General features: G+C 72.2%; 16 protein-coding genes and 1 pseudogene. 9 read left to right on the top strand and 8 right to left on the bottom strand.

Annotation, left to right across the window (positions count from 1 at the left end; all coding sequences use genetic code 11):
• Positions 1-20: 20 nt before the first annotated feature.
• Positions 21-1,319: a sensor histidine kinase gene (locus tag EDC02_RS30540; RefSeq protein ID WP_123605741.1), complete on the bottom strand. Its 1,299-nt coding sequence runs from the start codon at positions 1,317-1,319 to the stop codon at positions 21-23.
• 338 nt (positions 1,320-1,657) lie between these two features.
• Between EDC02_RS30540 and EDC02_RS30535 the strand changes: the two genes are divergently transcribed.
• From EDC02_RS30535 to hemB, 5 genes and pseudogenes are all read left to right on the top strand, one after another.
• Positions 1,658-2,494, top strand: coding sequence for a redox-sensing transcriptional repressor Rex (locus tag EDC02_RS30535; RefSeq protein WP_123605740.1), 837 nt, complete (start codon positions 1,658-1,660; stop codon positions 2,492-2,494).
• Complete coding sequence (locus EDC02_RS30530) at positions 2,491-3,810, top strand: glutamyl-tRNA reductase (RefSeq protein WP_123605739.1); 1,320 nt, start codon at positions 2,491-2,493, stop codon at positions 3,808-3,810. Before EDC02_RS30535 ends, EDC02_RS30530 begins: the two co-directional genes overlap by 4 nt.
• Positions 3,807-4,769, top strand: a pseudogene (hemC, locus tag EDC02_RS30525) (hydroxymethylbilane synthase); the annotation flags it as partial. The gene EDC02_RS30530 and the pseudogene hemC, both read left to right, overlap by 4 nt.
• 64 nt (positions 4,770-4,833) lie before the next feature.
• Positions 4,834-6,414: a uroporphyrinogen-III synthase gene (locus EDC02_RS30520; protein ID WP_123605737.1), complete on the top strand. Its 1,581-nt coding sequence runs from the start codon at positions 4,834-4,836 to the stop codon at positions 6,412-6,414.
• Between the two features lie 9 nt (positions 6,415-6,423).
• Complete coding sequence (hemB, locus tag EDC02_RS30515; protein WP_123605736.1) at positions 6,424-7,395, top strand: porphobilinogen synthase; 972 nt, start codon at positions 6,424-6,426, stop codon at positions 7,393-7,395.
• A gap of 61 nt (positions 7,396-7,456) precedes the next feature.
• On the opposite strand, the gene EDC02_RS30510 is transcribed toward hemB, so the two are convergent.
• Complete coding sequence (locus EDC02_RS30510; RefSeq protein WP_123605735.1) at positions 7,457-8,479, bottom strand: GNAT family N-acetyltransferase; 1,023 nt, start codon at positions 8,477-8,479, stop codon at positions 7,457-7,459.
• Positions 8,480-8,552: 73 nt separating this feature from the next.
• Positions 8,553-9,878, bottom strand: a complete 1,326-nt coding sequence (locus tag EDC02_RS30505; protein ID WP_123607247.1) for a lytic transglycosylase domain-containing protein — start codon at positions 9,876-9,878, stop codon at positions 8,553-8,555.
• A 57-nt stretch (positions 9,879-9,935) separates the two neighbouring features.
• Between EDC02_RS30505 and EDC02_RS30500 the strand changes: the two genes are divergently transcribed.
• Entirely contained in the window at positions 9,936-10,172 is a 237-nt protein-coding gene (locus EDC02_RS30500; protein ID WP_123605734.1) for a zinc ribbon domain-containing protein, read from the top strand.
• 93 nt (positions 10,173-10,265) lie between these two features.
• Positions 10,266-13,049, top strand: a complete 2,784-nt coding sequence (locus tag EDC02_RS30495) for an adenylate/guanylate cyclase domain-containing protein (RefSeq protein ID WP_199757973.1) — start codon at positions 10,266-10,268, stop codon at positions 13,047-13,049.
• An 86-nt stretch (positions 13,050-13,135) separates the two neighbouring features.
• On the opposite strand, the gene EDC02_RS30490 is transcribed toward EDC02_RS30495, so the two are convergent.
• Both EDC02_RS30490 and EDC02_RS40510 read right to left on the bottom strand, forming a co-directional pair.
• Positions 13,136-13,666, bottom strand: a complete 531-nt coding sequence (locus EDC02_RS30490) for a phospholipase (RefSeq protein ID WP_123605733.1) — start codon at positions 13,664-13,666, stop codon at positions 13,136-13,138.
• Between the two features lie 185 nt (positions 13,667-13,851).
• On the bottom strand, positions 13,852-14,010 hold the full coding sequence (locus EDC02_RS40510) for a hypothetical protein (protein WP_158632368.1): 159 nt from the start codon (positions 14,008-14,010) through the stop codon (positions 13,852-13,854).
• A gap of 336 nt (positions 14,011-14,346) precedes the next feature.
• On the opposite strand from EDC02_RS40510, the gene EDC02_RS30480 reads away from it, so the two are divergent.
• Positions 14,347-15,366, top strand: a complete 1,020-nt coding sequence (locus tag EDC02_RS30480) for a TrkA family potassium uptake protein (RefSeq protein ID WP_123605731.1) — start codon at positions 14,347-14,349, stop codon at positions 15,364-15,366.
• Positions 15,367-15,440: 74 nt separating this feature from the next.
• Here the strand turns inward: EDC02_RS30480 and EDC02_RS30475 are convergent, their stop codons facing one another.
• Both EDC02_RS30475 and EDC02_RS30470 read right to left on the bottom strand, forming a co-directional pair.
• Positions 15,441-16,505, bottom strand: a complete 1,065-nt coding sequence (locus EDC02_RS30475; protein ID WP_123605730.1) for a 2-oxoacid:ferredoxin oxidoreductase subunit beta — start codon at positions 16,503-16,505, stop codon at positions 15,441-15,443.
• Complete coding sequence (locus EDC02_RS30470; RefSeq protein WP_123605729.1) at positions 16,498-18,345, bottom strand: 2-oxoacid:acceptor oxidoreductase subunit alpha; 1,848 nt, start codon at positions 18,343-18,345, stop codon at positions 16,498-16,500. Before EDC02_RS30470 ends, EDC02_RS30475 begins: the two co-directional genes overlap by 8 nt.
• A 303-nt stretch (positions 18,346-18,648) precedes the next feature.
• Between EDC02_RS30470 and EDC02_RS30465 the strand changes: the two genes are divergently transcribed.
• The gene (locus EDC02_RS30465) at positions 18,649-19,026 is read left to right on the top strand and encodes an NADH-quinone oxidoreductase subunit A (RefSeq protein WP_123605728.1); all 378 of its coding nucleotides are present in this window, start codon (positions 18,649-18,651) and stop codon (positions 19,024-19,026) included.
• Between the two features lie 16 nt (positions 19,027-19,042).
• Here EDC02_RS30465 and folP read toward each other — a convergent pair whose 3' ends face one another.
• On the bottom strand, positions 19,043-19,912 hold the full coding sequence (folP, locus tag EDC02_RS30460; protein ID WP_123605727.1) for a dihydropteroate synthase: 870 nt from the start codon (positions 19,910-19,912) through the stop codon (positions 19,043-19,045).
• Positions 19,913-19,938: the final 26 nt, after the last annotated feature.

Genomic DNA, 19,938 nt, shown 5'->3' with positions numbered 1-19,938 from the left:
GCCATGTCTACCATCGCGGCTCAGCCGGGAAGTTCGGCACGGACCTCGGTGGGCCCGCCCGGCGGGCTGTGCACCGCGAGGGTGCCGCCGTGCGCTCGCACCCGGTCGGCGAGTCCGGCCAGTCCGTGCCCTTTGGCGAGGTGGGCGCCGCCGGTCCCGTCGTCGGCGACCACGATCGTCAACCCGCCGTCGTGGCGGTGCACACCGACACTGCAGGCGGTCGCCCCGCTGTGCTTGGCGATGTTGGTCAGCGCCTCGGCCACCACGAAGTAGACGCTGCTCTCCACCGCCGGGTCGGGCCGCGTCGCGGCCGTGCCGAGCCGGGGGTCGACCGACAAGTCGACTGGTATCACGCCGCGTCCGGCCAGGGCGGCGAGCGCGCTGGGCAGCCCCCGGTCGACCAGGATCGGCGGTGCGATACCACGGGACAGGGCGCGTAGCTCGGCCAGCGTCTCCCGGGTCTGGTCCAGCGCTTCGTCCAGGGTGCGTCGGGCGGCGTCCGGGTCGGCTGCCAACTGCTCGCGGGCCCGCCCCAGGTCCATCGCGAGGCGGACCAGTCGCTGCTGCGGCCCGTCGTGGATGTCGCGTTCCAACCGGCGAAGCGCGGTCGCCTCCGCGCTGACCGCGGCCTGCCGCTGCTCCTCCAGGTCGGTGATCCGGTCACGCATCTGGGCCACCCCGGTGAGCAGGCCGCGGGCGAGTCCGGCCTGCAGCAACGCGCAACCGCGTACCACGATCGGCAGGGTGACCAGGAAGAACAGTCCGATCGCGGTGTACAACGCGATCCGGGTGCCCGGTGCGTCGCCGAGGCCGAGCAGTGGCGCCAGACCGCCGTCCGGGTCGGCGGGCAGCAGCCAGTCGTACGTCCAGTAGAGCGAGCCGGCCAGCGCCCCGGTCCACCAGGCGACGGTGACCGGTACGGCGATCAGGGTCACCGGCAGGCGCAGCACGCCGAAGCCCAGGTCGAGCCAGGACTGGGGGTCGGTGAGCGGGGCGAGGACCCGTCGCCAGGTGCCGGCATCCGGCCCCGGTGTCACGTATCGCGGCTGCACCCGGGCGGCGGCCAGGACCCCGGCCATCCGGTGCCGTTCGAGCTGGGCGAATGCGCGGGCGGTGGCCAGCGTGCCGCTGAGCACCGGTAGGCCGACGACGGTGACCACCAGGCCGATGCCGAGTGCGAAGCCGACGACGCCGACGACGAAGTTCGCCAGCGCGAGTGGCAGGCTGGTGAGCACGTACAGGGAGTCACTGGCGAGCCGGCGCAACGTCGCCGGCCGGTTGGCCGGTGCGAGAGCGGGCGGAATGCCGACTGCGGTCATGGCAGTGACGTTAGGTGCCAGGTGGCGGGCGGGTCACTCCCGCCGGCCCGCCGATCGCGGTGGGGTTGTCCCCCCTGTCGGAGCGGCGCATGGCAAAAAGCCGGAAATTGGTAATAATGGTGCTGCTGTCGCCGGATGAAACCGGTGTGACCGGTAGCGTGGATCCAGTGGCTCGTCCATCACCGTCGATCAAGATCGCGATTTGTGCACGCGTTCACAAGCGCCTACGCTGTAATCCTGACGAGCCCTGATAGCACAACAGGTGACGGCGGTTGCCACAGGGGCACCGGACTGACCGGCCGGGCCGGCGGGTCAATGATCGCATCGCACGGAGACACATGAGTCAGCACCGCCAGCCAGGCGCGTCCGGCCGGGTCGACGCCGTTCCGGCGCTGCCGGACCTCCCCGAGGCGACGGTCGCGCGACTCCCGGAGTATCTCCGTGCCCTGCACACCCTCGCCGACGCCGGCCACGAGACCGTTTCCAGCGAAGGGCTGGCCAGCGCGGCCGGGGTCAACTCCGCCAAGCTCCGCAAGGACCTGTCCCAACTCGGCTCGTACGGCACCCGCGGCGTCGGCTACGACATCGCGCTGCTGATCGAGCAGATCGAGTACGTGCTCGGGCTCACCCACCGGCGGGCCGTCGCGCTGGTCGGGGTCGGCAACCTCGGCCACGCGCTGGCCGGCTACGCCGGCTTCGCCAGCCGGGGGTTCCGCATCGCCGCGCTCTTCGACGCCGACACCGACCGGGTCGGTGAACAGATCAACGGGCTGGTGGTCCGGCACATCGACGACCTGCCGGCGGTCGCCGCCGAGGAGTCGATCGCCATCGGGGTGATCGCCACCCCGGCCGCCGCCGCGCAGCAGGTCGCCGACCAGTTGGTGGCCGCCGGGGTCACCAGCATCCTCAACTTCGCGCCGTGCGTACTGGTGGTGCCCGCCGGAGTGGACGTGCGCAAGGTCGACCTGGCGATCGAGCTACAGATCCTCTCCTTCCACGAGCACCGCAAGTCGGCCTCCGGTCACGACCACGGCGTACCGGGGCTGACCGCGTTGCCGGGCGGGCTGGGCGGCGGGCCCGCCGCCGCGGCGACCTTCGACGCCACAGCGGCCAGCTTCGACGTGTCCGGTGCCAGCTTCGACGCGTCCGGCCCGGCGGAGGCGGTCGGCTCATGAACCTTCTCGTCGTCGGCGCGTCCTACCGGACCACGCCGGTCGCCACCCTGGAGCGGTTGGCCGTCGCCCCCACCGACGTGCCCGAGACGCTGCGCCGGCTGCTCGCCCAGCCGTACGTCGACGCCGCCGTGGTGCTCTCCACCTGCAACCGGGTCGAGGTGTACGCGGCGGTCACCGGATTCCACGGCGGTCTCGCCGACATCTGCGGCGTACTGGGCGAGCGGGTCGGCAGCGCCCCCGGTGAGCTGGCCGACCACCTGTACGTGCACTACGGCCAGGCCGCCGTCGAACACGCGTTCCGGGTCGCGGCCGGGCTCGACTCGATGGTGGTCGGCGAGGCGCAGATCCTCGGCCAGTTGCGCGACGCCTACCACGTCGCCAACGAGGCCGACGCCACCGGCCGGCTGCTGCACGAGCTCATGCAGCAGGCGCTGCGGGTCGGCAAGCGGGCGCACGCCGAGACCGGGATCGACCGGGCCGGCCAGAGCGTGGTCAGCGCGGCCCTGCGGGTCGGCGGCGAACTGCTGCCCGGTGGGCTGACCGGCCGGCCGGTGCTGGTCCTCGGCGCGGGCGCGATGGGCGCCCTGGCGGTCGCCACCCTGGCCCGGCTGGGCGTCGAGTCGATCCGGGTGGTCAACCGCCGGGACGACCGGGCGGTCCGGCTGGCCGGAGCGTACGGCGCCACCGCGGTGCCGTACGACCAGTTGCCGGCCGCGCTCAGCCAGGTCGACCTGGTGATCAGCGCCACCGCCTCGGCCGAGCCGGTACTCACCCGCGACGCCGTCGCCGGGGTGCTGGCCGCCCGCCCGGCCGACCGGACCGGTCCGCTGGTCCTGCTCGACCTCGCCGTACCCCGGGACGTGGAGCCGGCCGCCGCGGCGCTGCCCGGCGTCGCGGTGATCGACATCGACGGCCTGGCCGGTTCGCTCACCGACGCGCCCGCCGCGACCGACACGGCGGCCGTCACCCGGATCGTCGACACCGAGGTGGAGTCCTTCCTCAGCTGGATGCGCGGTGCGGACGTGGCGCCCACCGTGGCGGCGCTGCGCGGCCGCGCCGACGACGTGGTCGGCGCCGAGCTGCGCCGACTCGCGCAGCGTCGGCCGGACCTCACCGACGACCAGCGCGCCGAGGTCGCGCACACCGTGCACCGGGTGGTCCAGCGGCTGCTGCACTCGCCGACCGTACGGGTGCGTCAGCTCGCCGCCGAGCCCGGCGGTGACCAGTACGCCGCGCTGCTGCGCCAGCTGTTCGACCTGGAGGTGCCGGGCACCTCCACCGCCGGCGACGTGCCGGACCTGGAGGCCGACCGATGAGTGTGTTGCGTTTGGGTACCCGGGGCAGCGCCCTGGCCACCGCCCAGTCCGGTCGGGTCGCCGCCGCGCTGCGCTCCGCCACCGGCCGCGACGTCGAACTGGTGGAGATCGTCACCGCCGGGGACCGGTCCACCGCGCCGGTCGCCGCGCTCGGCGTCGGCGTGTTCGTATCCGCGCTGCGCGACGCGCTGCTGGCCAAGGACATCGACTTCGCGGTCCACTCGTACAAGGACCTGCCCACCGCCGGCCAGGCGGAGCTGCTGGTCGCGGCGGTGCCGCCCCGGGAGGATCCGCGTGACGCGCTGATCAGCCGGGACGGCCGAATGCTCGCCGAGCTTGCGCCGGGGGCCACCGTCGGCACCGGGGCACTGCGCCGGATCGCCCAGCTGAACGCCCTCGGCCGTCAGCTCGTGGTCACCCCGATCCGTGGCAACGTGGACACCCGGATCGGCCGGGTACGCGGCCCGCAGCCCGATCTCGACGCGATCGTGCTGGCCCGGGCCGGCCTGGCCCGGCTCGGCCGGACCGCCGAGATCACCGAGACTCTCGACCCGATGCTGATGCTGCCGGCGCCCGCCCAGGGCGCCCTGGCCGTCGAATGCCGGGCCGACGACACCGACCTGGTCGAGCTGCTCGGCACGCTCGACCATGCACCGACCCGGGCCGCGGTCGCCGCGGAACGGTCGTTGCTCGCGACGCTGGAGGCCGGCTGCAGCGCACCGGTCGCGGCGTACGCGGAAGTCGCCGAGGGGGATGACGGCGACGAGATCTACCTGCGCGGGGCGGTGATCAGCCCGGACGGACTCCGGGAGATCAGACTGTCGCGCACCGGTCCCCCGGCCACCGCCGTCGAGATCGGCGCGGCGCTCGCCGCCGAGCTGCTCGACGCCGGAGCCGACACGATCCTTCCGGGGGCCACGCCCGGCGGTCCGTCCAGGGCCGCGGATGGCGACGGCGTGGTACCCCAGCGACCTTCAGCGCCCAATCCGTCCGGCGCGACGACCCAGAACATGGGGAGCATAAATGACCCGCACCCGTAAGCTCGCCGGCCACATCGCGTTCGTGGGCGCCGGCCCCGGCGACCCGGGCCTGCTGACCCGCCGGGCGCACGACGCCCTGGTCGAAGCGGACCAGGTCGTCTACGACCGGGGCGTCCCGGAGACCCTGCTCGCCGCGGTCCGCGCCGGCGCCAAGGCGGACACCCAGCTCAGCCCGGCCGAGGGCGCGCCAGGTGACGTGGCCAAGGTGCTGATCTCCGCCGCCCGGTCCGGGCAGGCCGCGGTGCGGCTGGTCTGCGGCGACCCGTTCGGCCACCACGCGGTGGTGACCGAGGTACAGGCCGTCGCGCGTACCGCGGTGCCGTTCGAGGTGGTCCCCGGGGTAAGCCAGGCCGAAGGGGTGGCCGGCTACGCCGGGGTCCCGCTGCCCGGCATCCGTACGGTGGCCGACGTCGACGACACCGCCGGCCTTGACTTCGACGCGCTCGCCGCGGCGGTCGGCCGGGGTTCGCTCGCCCTGGCGGTGGACGCCGGGGAGCTCGCCGCGGTCCGCGACGGACTGCTCGCCGCCGGTGTCGACGGTGCCACCTCGGTCGCGGTGACCGGGGACGGGACCGGCGAGACCCAGTACACCACCACCTCGACGGTGGACAGCTTCGTCGCCGCCGCGCTCGGCTTCACCGGCCGGGTGGTGCTCACCCTCGGTGCCGGGGTCGCCGAGCGGGACAAGCTGAGCTGGTGGGAGAACCGGCCGCTGTACGGCTGGAAGGTGCTCGTGCCGCGGACCAAGGAGCAGGCCGGCGTGATGAGCGCCCAGCTGCGCGCCTACGGTGCCATCCCGTGCGAGGTGCCGACCATCGCGGTCGAGCCGCCGCGTACCCCGGCGCAGATGGAGCGGGCGGTCAAGGGCCTGGTCGACGGCAGGTACGCCTGGGTCGTCTTCACCTCGGTCAACGCCGTACGGGCGGTGTGGGAGAAGTTCGCCGAGCACGGGCTGGACGCCCGGCACTTCGGCGGGGTCAAGATCGCCTGTATCGGCGAGGCGACCGCCGACGCGGTCCGCGCCTTCGGGATCCAGCCCGAGCTGGTGCCGGCCGGTGAGCAGTCCTCCGAAGGGCTGCTGGCCGAGTTCTCGCCGCACGACGAGATCCTCGACCCGGTCGGCCGGGTGCTGCTGCCCCGGGCGGACATCGCCACCGAGACCCTGGCCGCCGGGCTGACCGAGCGCGGCTGGGAGGTCGACGACGTCACCGCGTACCGGACGGTGCGGGCCGCGCCGCCACCGGCCGAGATCCGCGACGCGATCAAGTCCGGCGGCTTCGACGCGGTGCTGTTCACCTCCTCGTCCACCGTGCGCAACCTGGTCGGCATCGCCGGCAAGCCGCACGCCCGGACGGTGGTCGCGGTGATCGGCCCGAAGACCGCCGAGACCGCCACCGAGTTCGGTCTGCGGGTGGACGTGCAGCCGCCGCACGCGTCGGTCCCGGAGCTGGTGGAGGCGCTGGCCGGCTACGCGGTCGAGCTGCGGGAGAAGCTGGTGGCGATGCCGGCCAAGCAGCGGCGCGGGTCCAAGGTGCAGGGGCCGACCGCGCTGCGGTTCCGCTGAGTCGGCGCGATGACGTATCCGCAGAGCCGGCCACGCCGGCTGCGCCGTACCGCCGCGGTGCGGCGGCTGGTCGAGGAGACCCGGCTGTCCCCGGCCGAGCTGGTGCTGCCGATGTTCGTCAAGGAAGGGCTCACCGAGCCGCGCCCGGTCCCGTCGCTGCCCGGGGTGGTCCAGCACAGCCGGGACTCGTTGCGCAAGGCCGCAGCCGAGGCGGTGGCGGCCGGGGTCGGCGGGATCATGCTGTTCGGCGTGCCGCAGCGCCGGGACGAAACCGGTTCCGCCGGTGTCGACCCGGCCGGCGTGCTGAACGTCGCCATCCGGGACGTGGTCGCCGAGGTCGGTGACGCCACCGTGGTGATGAGCGACCTCTGCCTCGACGAGTTCACCTCGCACGGGCACTGCGGCCTGCTCGCCGCCGACGGGACGGTGGACAACGACGCGACGCTCGCCGCGTACGCGCAGCTGGCCGTCGCGCAGGCCGAAGCCGGCGCGGACATGCTCGGTCCGTCCGGGATGATGGACGGCCAGGTCGGGGTGGTGCGCCGGGCGTTGGACACGGCCGGGTACACCGACACCGCACTGCTCGCGTACGCGGCGAAGTACGCCTCGGCGTTCTACGGGCCGTTCCGCGACGCGGTGGAGTCGGCGCTGGTCGGCGACCGGCGGACCTACCAGCAGGATCCGGCGAATCTGCGGGAGTCGCTGCGCGAGGTCGAGCTGGACGTCGCCGAAGGTGCCGACCTGGTGATGGTCAAGCCGGCGCTGCCGTACCTGGACGTGATCGCGGCGGTCCGCCAGCGGGTGCACGTCCCGGTCGCCGCTTACCAGGTCTCCGGCGAGTACGCGATGGTCGAGGCGGCTGCCGCGAACGGCTGGATCGACCGGGACCGGGTGATCCTGGAGACGTTGACGTCGATCCGGCGGGCCGGCGCGCAGATCATCCTCACCTACTGGGCGACGGAGGTCGCGAACGCCCTCTGACCGGGGGAGCCGACGGCACCCACCGGCCCAGGTCGATGGCACACCCGCCGACCCGGGTCGTTCAGCTGCGCACGCCGAGCCTGTGCATCAGGGTGGCGATGTCGGCTCCGTAGTCCCACCAGTCCCGGTCGGGCTGGTAGCCGAGCTCGGCGTTGATCGCGATCAGATCCTCGTCGCCCTCGGCGTTCCAGGTCTGCACCTCGGCCAGCCTCGGCTCGACGCTACGCAGCTCCAGCAGCATCCGGGCCTTGATCGCCCGGTCGATGCCGTGCCCCAGGTGGGCTTGGGCGACGATGGTGTCGTACTGGTCGGCCCGGGTCGGGTGCTGCGCCGGCACCACCACCTCGGTCAGCCCGGCCACCGCGCCGCTGGCCAGGTGCCGGGCCAGCACGATGTACGGCGTCATGCCGCGGCGACGCAGACAGCCGAGGCTGTCCCGGAGCCGGTCCGGGTCGTAGGAGCTGGGCCGCAGGTCCAGGTCGCCGGCCTCCGGCACGCTCTGCTCGGCCTTGGTCCGGGCGTACGCCTCGACCAGACCCTCCGGCGGCCCGCCCGGATGGAACTCGATCTGATATCCGGGGACCGGGTCCTGTGCCGTCTTCTCGATCGCGGTCCAGTCGACCGCCGGCAGCCGGAGCACGCTGCGGATTTCCCGGAACTGGCGGGCGAACCCCAGTGACTCGTAGAAGTCGACGGCGCAGGTGCCCCCGATGACCTCGACACCGACCGAGCTGAACCCCTCGTGGTAGGCGCGGCGTACGGCGAGCGCCAACAGTTCCCGGCCCAGGCCGTTGCGCCGGGCGTCGGGCCGGACCAGGATCTCGAGCACTCCGATGTCGCCGAGGAGCAGCACGTTCACGTGCCCGTTGACCGGACCTGGCCGGCCGTCGTCGCCAGCGGCCTCCTCGGCCAGCCAGCAGATCCGTCGGACCCCGGGCATCGTCTCGGTCAGGTACTCCCGCAGGAAGTCTGGCCGCCAGCGCGGATCGCCTGGCAGGTCAGTCTCGAATACCCGGTTGAGACAGTCCAGCAGAGATGAGATCTCGGCGGACGACGCGGTTCGGGGGTCCCACTCGCGTACCATCACGCGTCTAGCTTGCCGCCAAGTCGCCGGTTGCGAAAGTGGCCGGGCCGGAAATTGTGGCTATCTGATTGCACTAAGTACGGCTACGTACGCCGTAGTCGTTGGCGGTGTCGAAGACCGCCTGGGCGTACGGCTGCACGTTGTTGTACGACAGGATCGCACTCCACCAATCGGAAGGTGTGGACAGATCGCGCCCGTTCCGGCACAAGTAGTTAGCGGCAGCGAGGCTGGCGTCGTCGATATCCTGCGGATCGATGACACCGTCGTTGTCCGCGTCCACAGCGAATTCCGCCCAGGTGGTCGGGATGAACTGCATCGGGCCGACCGCCCGGTCGTACACCGGGTCGTTGTCCAACTCGCCGTTGTCGGTGTCGGTGATCCGCTGACGTCCGCCGGCACCGTCCAACGGCAGCCCGGTGATCGGCGGTACGGCGCGGCCGTCGGCGTCCAACCGCGACCCGTTCGCCCGGCCGTGAGTCGACTCGATCATGCCGATCGCGGCCAGCGTGGTCCACGACAGCCGGCAGTCCGGCGTGGTGGTGGCCAGCACCAACTCGGCGTAGCCGTACGCCTCCATCGCCACTACCGGTATGTCGACCCGGCTGGCCGTGCGGGTCGCCCAGGCGGCGAGGACCGTGGCCGGCCGGGTCGGGGCACCCGGGTTCAGCCCGCCGTCGAGCGGGGGATCCGCCGGTGGCTCGAGCAGGTCGGGGTCCGTGGTCTCAGGCAACTGCGGTACGGCGGTGGTGCCGAGTGCCGTGGGCGAGGGGGCCGGTTGCCGGTCGCCGGCGGCCGCTGGGACCAGCACGGCACCGGCGGCACCGCTGCCGGCGACCAGAGCCAGCAGGAGCAGACCTGGCAGGGCCAACCGGCCGGCCGGTCGGCGACTCCACGCGCCGGCCGCCCGGGCCGCTCGACGCAGGCCGCGCCGGACCGGTCGCAGCCGCGCCGGGTGCAGCCAGCCGATCCGGGTGCCGAACGGCGCGTCCTCCCGGCGGTGTCGGCCGACCACGGCCAGCGTGGTGGCCGGTGCCGGTACGGGTGGGTCGGTCGCCGGCCGGGCCTGCTCGTCTGCGGAAGCACCGATCGGCCGGGTGCCGCCGTCGCCACCGGATTTGCTGCCGCCGGGGTCGCTGTCGGTGGGTTTGCTGCCGCCGGGGTCGCTGGCGGCGGTCGGCCGGGTGCCGTCACCCGCGGCGGGTCCGGTGTCGCCGCGTGGTCCGGAATCGCCGGTCGGTCGGGTGTCGCTGCCTGGTCCGGAATCGCCGGTCGACGCGGCGTCGGTCGACGAGACGAGGTCCGGGTCCGGGGTGCTTTCCTGCCGCGGCGGCCGGGCAGGCGCCGGCACCGCCGGACGCAACCGGTGTGGTGCTGGCGTGCCCGACCCGTCCTCGACCATGCCGTCGAGTATCACCCATCCGGCCGGAAGCGTCAGTTCCCGCCGTACCCTATCCACATGCCCCGGTACGAGTTCCGTTGTCGCGCGTGCGGCGACACCTTCGAGGTCAACCGTCCGATGACCCAGGCAGGAGATCCGGCGGCCTGCCCGCAGGGACATTCCGACACGGTCAAGCTGCTGTCCACCGTCGCGATCACCGGCCGTGGTGCCGGGGCCTCCGGTGGGCTGCCGGCCATGCCGCCAGCCCCGGCCGGCGGAGGTGGCGGCTGCTGCGGTGGCGGGTGCGGATGCTAGTTGACCCGCAGCGCTGACCGGTTCGCGATGAGCTGGGTTGCCTGACTGCGGCAGCATGAAACGCGACTTCCCAGCGGGGCGGAGGTTCCACGGGTGTCGGCACCGATCGCACTGCCGAGCGGACTGGTCACCTTCATGTTCACCGACATCGAAGGATCGACGAGGCTGGCCCGACTGCTCGGCCGCGACTACCGCCCGGTGCTCAGCGAACACCGACGGTTGGTGCGGCGTACCTTGTCGGCCAGCGACGGCACCGAGCTGTTCACCGAAGGGGATTCGTTCTTCGTGGCGTTCGCTGACGCGTCCGCCGCACTGGACGCCTGCCGGCGCGCGCAGTGGGCCCTGGCCGCGCACGAGTGGCCTACCCCGGATGTCGCACCCCGGGTGCGAATGGGGCTGCACACCGGGCACGCCGAGCCGGTCGGGGGCGAGTACGCCAGCCCGGAGGTGCACCGCGCGGCGCGGGTCGCGGCGGCGGCGCACGGTGGCCAGGTCCTCTGTTCCGCTGCGACCGCCCGGGCCGCCGACCCGTTGCCGGTCGGCGTCTCGCTGCTCGATCTCGGCCTGCACCGGCTGCGCGGATTCGACGACCGGGAGCGGCTGTTCCAGTTGGTCGCCGCCGGGCTGGAGCGCCAGTTTCCCAGACCGCGTACGGCCGACTCGGCCAGCCACAACCTGCCCAATCAGATCAGCTCCTTTGTCGGTCGCCGGACCGAACGCCACGAGCTGCGCCAGCTGGTCGCCGAACACCGGCTGGTCACCGTGGTGGGTGCCGGCGGTGCCGGCAAGACTCGGCTGGCGATCGAGGTCGCGGTTGACGCCAGCGGCGGTGATGCTGCCGAATCACCGGCGGTGGACCCGGCCACGGCCGGCCACCCGGACGGGGTGTGGTTCGTCGACGTCGCGACGGTGACCGATCCCGGCCTGGTCGCCTTCGCCGTCGCCGCGGTGTTCGGCCTGCGGCCGGAGCCGGGCCGGCCGATCCTGGACACCGTCGTGGAGTACGCGGCCGCCCGCCGGCTGCTGCTGGTGCTCGACACCTGCGACGCCCAGCCGGCGGCGTGTGCCGAGGTGATTGCCCGGCTGCTCGGTGGTGGCCGGCAGGTCCGGGTGTTGACGACCAGCCGGGAGCCGCTGGGGGTGCCCGGCGAGGTGGTGTGGCGGATTCCGCCGATGTCGGCCGAACCGGGGCCGGCCGGCGGCCCCAGCGATGCCGTGGCGCTGTTGCTGGACCGCACGGCGGCGGCCCGTGGCGGTCACCCGCCGGGTCCGACCGAAACCGCCCAGCTGCATCGGGTGGCGGCCCGGCTGGACGGGTTGCCGCTGGCGATCGAGCTCGCCGCCGCCCGACTTCGGGTGCTCTCCGTCGGGCAGCTCGTGGATCGCCTCGACGATGTCCTGGGGGTGCTGGACGCGGGGCACGAGGAGCCGGTCGACGCGCAGCGCTCCGCCGGGCGGCGGCACGGCACGCTGCAGGCGACGGTCACCTGGTCCTACCGGACGCTGGCCCCCCGGGCGGCCCGCCTGCTGCGCTGGATGTCGGTCTTCGCCGGACCGATCGATCTGGCCACCGTGGAGTGGCTGCTCGACGACGATCCGCTGGGGCCGTTGGCGGTGCTGGTCGACAAGTCGATGATCCAGGCCGAGCCGGCCGCCGGCGGCACCAGCTACCGGATGCTCGACCCGATCCGGGCGTACGCGGCACGGCGGCTGGTCGAAGCGGGTGAGGAGCAGGCTGCCCGGGACCGGCACGTGGCCTGGGCCCTGCACGCGTTGCAGCGTGCCTACCTGGGCCCGGACGGCAAGCCGGTCACCCTTTCGCTGTACACCCTCGATCCGTTGGCCGACGAACTCCGGGCCGCGCTGCGGTGGAGCACCACCGGTGGCAGCGCCCGGCGTGGCCTGCAGCTCGCCAGCGGGCTCGACCAGTGGTGGCGCGAACGCGGCCTGGCCCGGGAAGGCCGGCTGTGGCTGTTCCGGCTGTACGGGCGGATCGCCGAGACCGGCGAGGCGATCCCCGAGGCGGAGCTGGCGGCCGCGTACCACATGCATTCGCAGCACGCGGGCGCGGACGGCGAGTTCGGCGAGGAGATGCGGTTTTCGCACCGGGCGGAGGCCGCCGCCCGGCAGGCCGGCGACGCGGGCCTGCTGGCCCGGGTGCTGGCCGGTCGGGGTGCCTCGCTCATCGATCTCGGGCAGTTCGTCGAGGCCGAGCAGGTGTGCCGGCGGGTGATCGACTGGGCGGCGGCGAACGGCGCGGTCGGCGACGCGCTGTTCGCCGTCTACAGCCTGGCCGAACTGCTCTGCCGGCGGGGGGCGTTGGACGAGGCCGCCGAGGTGCTGGCCACCGCCCGCCCGGCGGAGGCCGCCCGGCCGGCGGAACGCGGCCGGCGGACCGTGGACATGCTGCTCGGGCTGGTGGCGTTGGGCCGCCGGGACCTGGTCGCCGCGCACGACCACCTGGTGGTGGCGCTACGGTCCCGGATGCGGTACGGGTTCCACCGGCGGGCCTGCGACACGCTGAACGCGATGGCGGTCCGGTGCGCGTTGGGCGGCGATCCGTCGACCGCTGCCCGCCTGTTCGGTGCCGCTCAGGCGACCCGCTCGGCGCTGCGCAGCACGGCCGGCATGTTCGGCGGCTACTGGGCGCAGGAGCAGGCCAAGGTGCGGTCGGCGATCGGCGACAGGGCGTTCGACGCCGGGTACGCGCAGGGTAGCCGGATGGGTCTGGTCGAGGCGGCGGCGTTGGCGCTCGCGGTGGAGCATCCGGACCTGACGACCGGCGCCCGGTGGTTCGCCGACGAGTCCGCTGACGCGGTCGGTGACGGCGACCCGCTCGGCGGCCGTGGTGGCCGACGGCCGGCCCGGCCGTGGTGACTGGCGACCCGCTCGGCGGCCGTGGTGGCCGGCGGCCGGCCCGGCCCCCCCGGGGGGAGAGGACGGGCCGGCCGGGTGCGGTGCGGTCAGTCGGTGCCAACCAGCCGCGGCCCGGCGGCCTGCAGCTGCCGGGCCCGCTCCAGGTCGGCGGCATTCACGACCGGCGCGCCGAAGATGCGCACCGCCTGGTAGTACGTCCAGGCGAGGCTCAGACAGGCCGGCCGGACGAAGCTGCTGTACCGGGCACACACCCGCTTGAGGTCCTCGTAGAAGGCGCTGTCCACCCGTGCCTTGTTGGCGGAGAACTGGCCGATCGCCTTGTAGTTGCGGTAGCCGAAGTCGTGCCGGTGGCAGGAGAGCCGGAAGTCGAAGCCGAGCGGGTTGTCCGGGCTGGACGAGCAGTAGTCGGTCGACCAGTCGAACTGGTACGCGGCCCAGCCCCCCTGGTTGAGCCGAGCCAAGTTCCAGGCGCTGTAGCTGCTCGCGCTGGTCTGGGTCCAGCTGGACAGGACCGCAGGCTTGTCGGCGGGCACGGCGGCGGCCGGGCTGGCCGAGCCGAGGGCGGCGGTGAGGCCGAGCAGTGCGGCGGTGAGCAGGGTGGTCAGGCGTCGGGTCATCGCGATACCTCCGGTGGACGGTCCGTGGGGGCGGCGTCGGCGCGCTTGTTACCGATGGGTCACAAGCGTGTCCACAGTCTCGTGGTATCAGCTAGAGTCGATCTTTAGTTGGCCTGATTGTTTGTCGACCAGTGTGTAAACAGACGAGTCGGCCGGACCGGTCACATCGGCCGACCGGCCCGTGGTCAGCCGACGTCGGTGGCGTCGGCCTGGGTCGCACCGGGCAACGCGGCGACCCGGACCAGGGCGACCACTCGGCCGAGCCCGCCGCCATCCGTTCCGAGGGAACGTCCGACGATCCACACCCACCGATTGTCGTAATAGACCGACAGATCGGGTCGCATCTGCTCCACCTGAAGGATGAGATTGTGTCCGCCGTACCGCCAATCGTCCTTGCCGAGTCGCAATACCGTCCCTGGGGTGATCGCAGGAATGGCGGTCGGTCGTGGCGGGTTCACAGGCTGCTCCGAAACTCACGGATGGATGGCTTGCTGGGTGAGCATCGACAACACTGCGTCCCGATGCAATGTCTCTAAGCAAGATTTGAGGCGGCGGGATACCACCGCTTCCGTCCCGGACGCACCTGGCGCAAGGTGTTGTCCAGGCGATCAAGATCAGACGGCACGGAACAGCTATGTTGTGGGCGTGTACGGGGACAAGAAGGCGGAGGCGGGCCGGCGGTGATTCACTTTCCCGCAGTACGGCAGGGGCCGCTGCGGGCACTGAGCCTGCGGCTGATGGCGGCGATCGGCCTGGTGCTCGGCGTGGTGGCCGTGGTGTACGCCGACCGCGACGGCTACCGGGACGCCAACGGCGACGGCGTCTCGCTGCTCGACAGCTTCTACTACGCGGTGGTCAGCCTCTCCACCACCGGGTACGGCGACATCGCCCCGGTCACCGAGTCGGCGCGGCTGGTCAACGTCCTGATCATCACGCCCGCCCGGGTGGTCTTCCTGATCATCCTGGTCGGCACCACCCTGGAGGTGCTCACCGAGCAGTACCGGACGAACCTTCGACTGACCCGGTGGAGAAAGAACGTGAAGGACCACGTCATCATCTGCGGCTACGGCACCAAGGGCCGTAGCGCCGTCTCCGCGCTGCTGGAGAACGGCTTCGACAAGCAGCACATCGTCGTCGTGGAGAGCAGCGGGATCGCGCTGCGGCAGGCGACCTCCGCCGGGCTGGTGGCCATCGAAGGATCGGCCACCCGGTCGTCGGTGCTCAACGAGGCGCACGTCAAGCACGCCAAGGCGGTGATCATCGCGACCGACAGCGACGACGCCTCGGTCCTGGTCACGCTGACCGTCCGGCAGTTGACCGCCGGGAAGGTACGGATCATCGCCGCCGCCCGGGAGGCGGAGAACGCGGCACTGCTGCGGCAGAGCGGTGCGCACCATGTCATCGTCTCGTCCGCCACCGCGGGCCGGCTGCTCGGCCTGTCCACGTCGGCGCCGCCGCTGATCGACGTGGTCGAGGACCTGCTCACCCCGGGGCAGGGGATGGCGCTGGCGATGCGTTCGGCGAACCGCGACGAGGTGGGCACCTCACCGCGGCAACTGGCCAACCTGGTGATCGCGCTGATCCGGCGCGGCCGGGTGGTGTCGCTCGCCGACCCGGACAGCGTCAAGATCGAGACAGGTGACCTGCTGGTCTACGTCCGCGACGACCGGACCTCGGCCAGCACGCCGTCGATCGGCTGACGCCACCCCGAACGGCCGCTGGTCGGCCAGGAAATCGGTTCCGGACCGACCAGGTCGGTCCGGAAACCGGCCAGTCAGTTGATCGACCAGGTGTCGCCGCTGCGCAGCAGCCCGGCCAACTGCTCCTCAGGGGTGCCCTCGGCGGCCGCCCGGGCCTGCTCGACCTGGGTCTGGATCAGGTTGTCGTAGCTGGGCCGGGACACGCTGCGGAACACCCCGATGGGCGTGTTGCGCAGGTCGGCGGCGGGCAGCCGGGACAGCGCGAACGCGTAGGCGGGCTCGGCGATCGTGGCGTCGTGCACCACGATCTGCTCGGCCGGCACCGACGCGGTCTCGCGGACCTCCAGCCCGAAGCCGCCGGGTGGGTGGACCACGCAGAACTGCCCGTCGGCCCCGAACGTGATCGGCTGGCCGTGCTCCAGCCGGATCAGGTAGTCGTCCCGGGTCGCCGGCTCCTTCAACTGCTCGAACGCGCCGTCGTTGAAGATGTTGCAGTTCTGGTAGATCTCCACGAAGGCCGAACCCTGGTGCTCGGCGGCGGCACGCAGCACCGACTGCAGATGCTTACGGTCGGAGTCGATGGTCCGGGCGACGAAGGTCGCCTCGGCGCCGAGGGCCAGCGACAGCGGGTTGAACGGCGAGTCGGCCGAGCCGACCGGCGTCGACTTGGTGATCTTGCCCAGCTCGGAGGTCGGCGAGTACTGCCCCTTGGTCAACCCGTAGATCCGGTTGTTGAACAGCAGGATCTTGAGGTTGACGTTACGGCGCAGCGCGTGGATCAGGTGGTTGCCGCCGATCGACAGCGCGTCGCCGTCCCCGGTCACCACCCAGACCGACAGGTCCGGGCGGGATACCGACAGGCCGGTGGCGATCGCCGGCGCCCGGCCGTGGATGGAGTGCATGCCGTACGTGTTCATGTAGTACGGGAAGCGTGACGAGCAGCCGATGCCGGAGACGAAGACGATCCGCTCCCGGGGCATGTTCAGCTCCGGCATGAACGACTGCACGGCGGCGAGGATCGCGTAGTCACCGCACCCGGGGCACCAGCGCACCTCCTGGTCGGACTTGAAGTCCTTGGCGGTGAGCTTGACCGCCACCGGCGTACCGCCGGGGCGTCCGTTGCGGGCGGGCTCAGACATTCTTCACGACCTCTTCCAGCATGGTCTCCAGCTCCGTGGCGGTGAACGGCAGGCCCCGGACCTGGTTGTAACCGATCGCGTCGACCAGGTAGCGGCCCCGGATCACGTGGGCCAGTTGACCGAGGTTCATCTCCGGGATCACCACCCGGTCGTAGTTGCGCAGCACCTCGCCGAGGTTGGCCGGCAGCGGTGCCAGGTGCCGCAGATGCGCCTGCGCCACCGAAAGGCCGCGCTGGCGCAACGCCCGGCAGGCGGCACCGATCGGCCCGTACGTCGACCCCCAGCCCAGCACCAGCGTACGGGCGTCGCCGTCCGGATCCTCCACCTCGACGTCCGGCACCGGGATCGCGTCGATCCGGGCCTGCCGGGTCCGCACCATGAAGTCGTGGTTCGCCGGGTCGTAGGAGATGTCGCCGGTGCGGTCGGCCTTCTCCAGACCACCGATGCGGTGCTCCAGACCGGGAGTGCCGGGGATCGCCCACGGCCGGGCCAGCGTCTGCGGGTCGCGCAGGTACGGCAGGAAGGTCTTGCCGTCGTCGTCGTTGGCCTCGGTGGCGAACTCGACCTGCAGGTCGGGCAGGGAGTCGACGTCGGGCAGCAGCCACGGCTCGGAACCGTTGGCCACGTAGTTGTCGGACAGCAGCAGCACCGGGGTGCGATAGGTGAGCGCGATCCGGGCCGCCTCGATGGCGGCGTGGAAGCAGTCCGACGGCGAGCGCGGTGCGATCACCGCCACCGGTGCCTCGCCGTGCCGGCCGAACAGCGCCATGTTCAGGTCGGCCTGCTCGGTCTTGGTCGGCATGCCGGTGGACGGACCGGCCCGCTGCACGTCGACGATCACCAGCGGCAGCTCCAACGCGACGGCGAGCGAGATGGTCTCGCCCTTGAGCGCCACGCCCGGCCCGGAGGTGGTGGTGATGCCGAGAGCACCGCCGTACGCCGCGCCGAGCGCCGCGCCGACCGCGGCGATCTCGTCCTCGGCCTGCATAGTGACCACACCGAACCGCTTGTGCTTGCTCAACTCGTGCAGGATGTCCGAGGCCGGCGTGATCGGGTAGGCACCGAGGAAGATCGGCAGCTTGGCCCGGACCCCGGCGGCCACCAGCCCGAGCGACAGCGCCGCGTTGCCGGTGATGTTGCGGTACGTGCCCGGGCGCATCCGGGCCGGGTTGACCTCGTAGCGTACCGAGAAGTCCTCGGTGGTCTCGCCGAAGTTCCAGCCGGCCTTGAACGCGGCGATGTTCGCCGCTACCAGGTCCGGGCGCTTGGCGAACTTGCGCTCCAGGAACCGGATGGTGGACTCGTACGGCCGGGAGTACATCCAGGAGAGCAGACCCAGCGCGAACATGTTCTTCGCCCGCTCGGCGTCCTTCTTCGATACGGACAGCTCGGCGAGCGCGCCGATGGTCATCGAGGTCAGCGCCACCGGATGTACGGCGTACCCGTCGAGCGAGCCATCCTCCAGCGGGCTGGCGGCGTATCCGACCTTCGCGAGGTTGCGCCGGGTGAACTCGTCGGTGTTGACGATGATGTCCGCGCCGCGCGGCAGATCGCCGAGGTTCGCCTTCAGCGCCGCCGGATTCATGGCGACCAGGACGTTCGGTGAGTCACCGGGGGTGAGGATGTCGTAGTCGGCGAAGTGCACCTGGAAGCTGGACACCCCGGGCAGGGTGCCGGCGGGAGCCCGGATCTCGGCCGGGAAGTTCGGCAACGTGGAGATGTCGTTGCCGAGCTGTGCGGTCTCCGAGGTGAACCGGTCACCGGTCAGCTGCATACCGTCACCGGAGTCGCCAGCGAAACGGATGACCACCCGATCCAGTTGACGGACCTGCTTGGTCACGTGAGCTGACCTCCTCGTTTCCTGCCGGTGGCGTGGATCGCCGGCCGTGCTGGGGCGGTTGCCGGCGTCCTGCGGCTGTTGCCGGCCGTGGCGCTGCCGTTGCCCGGTGCCACGATGGGTGTCCCGGTAAGGGCGTCCTAACCATGGTGACACTCTGAGGAAAGCCTACGTCGGATCGGGTCGGATACCCGGCTCGGGTCCGCCCGGTGGGACTGGAATCACCCTACGGTCACGGGGCGGTGACGCCGGTCTCGGCCGCTCGGCCCAGGCCGGCCCGGACGACCGGACGGTAGGCTGTCGGACATGCAGGGCTACCTCGGCTCGTACGCGACGTTGGGGCTGTTGCTGCTGGTCGGCGTCGCCTTCTTCACCGTCGGCTACGGCGCCAACCGGTTGCTGCGGCCGGGTCACCCGGCCGACCCGGTCGGTAAACGGGCCAGCTACGAGTGCGGCCTCGACCCGGTGGGCGGCGACTGGGCCCAGGCGCAGATCCGCTACTACGTGTACGCGTTCCTGTACGTGCTCTTCGCGGTGGAGGCGGTCTTCCTCTTCCCCTGGGCGGTGATCTTCGACCGGCCGGGGTTCGGCCTGGTCACCGTCGCCGAGATGGGCGTCTTCGTGGCCGTCCTGGCGCTGGGCATCCTCTACGCCTGGCGAAAGAACGTGCTCCGCTGGACCTGACCGCGACCGGACCCGGTCAGGCCAACGCCCGGCGGGACACCGCCGGCGGGCGGTCGCCCCGGATCGACGCCACCATGTCCAGCGCCCGCCGGGTCGCCGCGACCTGGTGCGCCCGGAACACCCGGGCACCCAGCCAGGCGGAGACCGCCGTGGCCGCCAAGGTGCCCTCCAGCCGCTGGTCGACCGGCAGATCCAGGGTCTCTCCGATGAAATCCTTGTTGGAGAGGGCAACCAGGACCGGCCACCCGGTGTCGACCAGTTCGGTGAGCCGCCGGGTGACCTCCAGCGAATGCCGGGTGTTCTTGCCGAAATCGTGTGCCGGGTCGATCAGGATGCCGTCCGGCCGTACCCCGAGACCGACCGCGCGCTCGGCGAGGCCGGTCACGGTACCCACCACGTCGGCCACCACGTCGTCGAACGCGGCCCGGTGCGGTCGGGTCCGTGGCGTGGTCCCACCGGTGTGCGAGCAGATCAGCCCAGCCCCGGTCGCCGCCGCGACCTCGGCGAGCCGGGGATCCGCGCCGGCCCAGGTGTCGTTGAGCAGGTCGGCGCCGGCTCCGACCGCCTCCCTGGCCACCTCGGCCCGCCAGGTGTCGATCGAGATGACCAGGTCCGGGAAGGCGGCCCGGACCGCCGCGATCGTGTCGACCGTACGGTCGATCTCCTCGGCCACGTCGACGGCGGTCCCGGGCCCGGCCTTCACCCCGCCGATGTCGACGATGTCCGCGCCGGCGGCGACCGCGGCGGCGACCGCGTGCAGCGCGGCGTCCGCGGCGAAGGTCGCGCCGCGGTCGAAGAACGAATCGGGCGTACGGTTGACGATCGCCATCACCGCGAGATCCCCGGGTGCCAGGGACCGTCGGCCGAGCCGCAGCGTACGCCCCATCCGTGCCTCCGATCCCGTCCCGCCTG

The organism is Micromonospora sp. Llam0, assembly GCF_003751085.1.
Taxonomy (GTDB): domain Bacteria; phylum Actinomycetota; class Actinomycetes; order Mycobacteriales; family Micromonosporaceae; genus Micromonospora_E.
The sequence above is the reverse complement of the archived record's forward strand: the minus strand, read 5'-3'. Positions and strand labels throughout refer to the sequence as shown.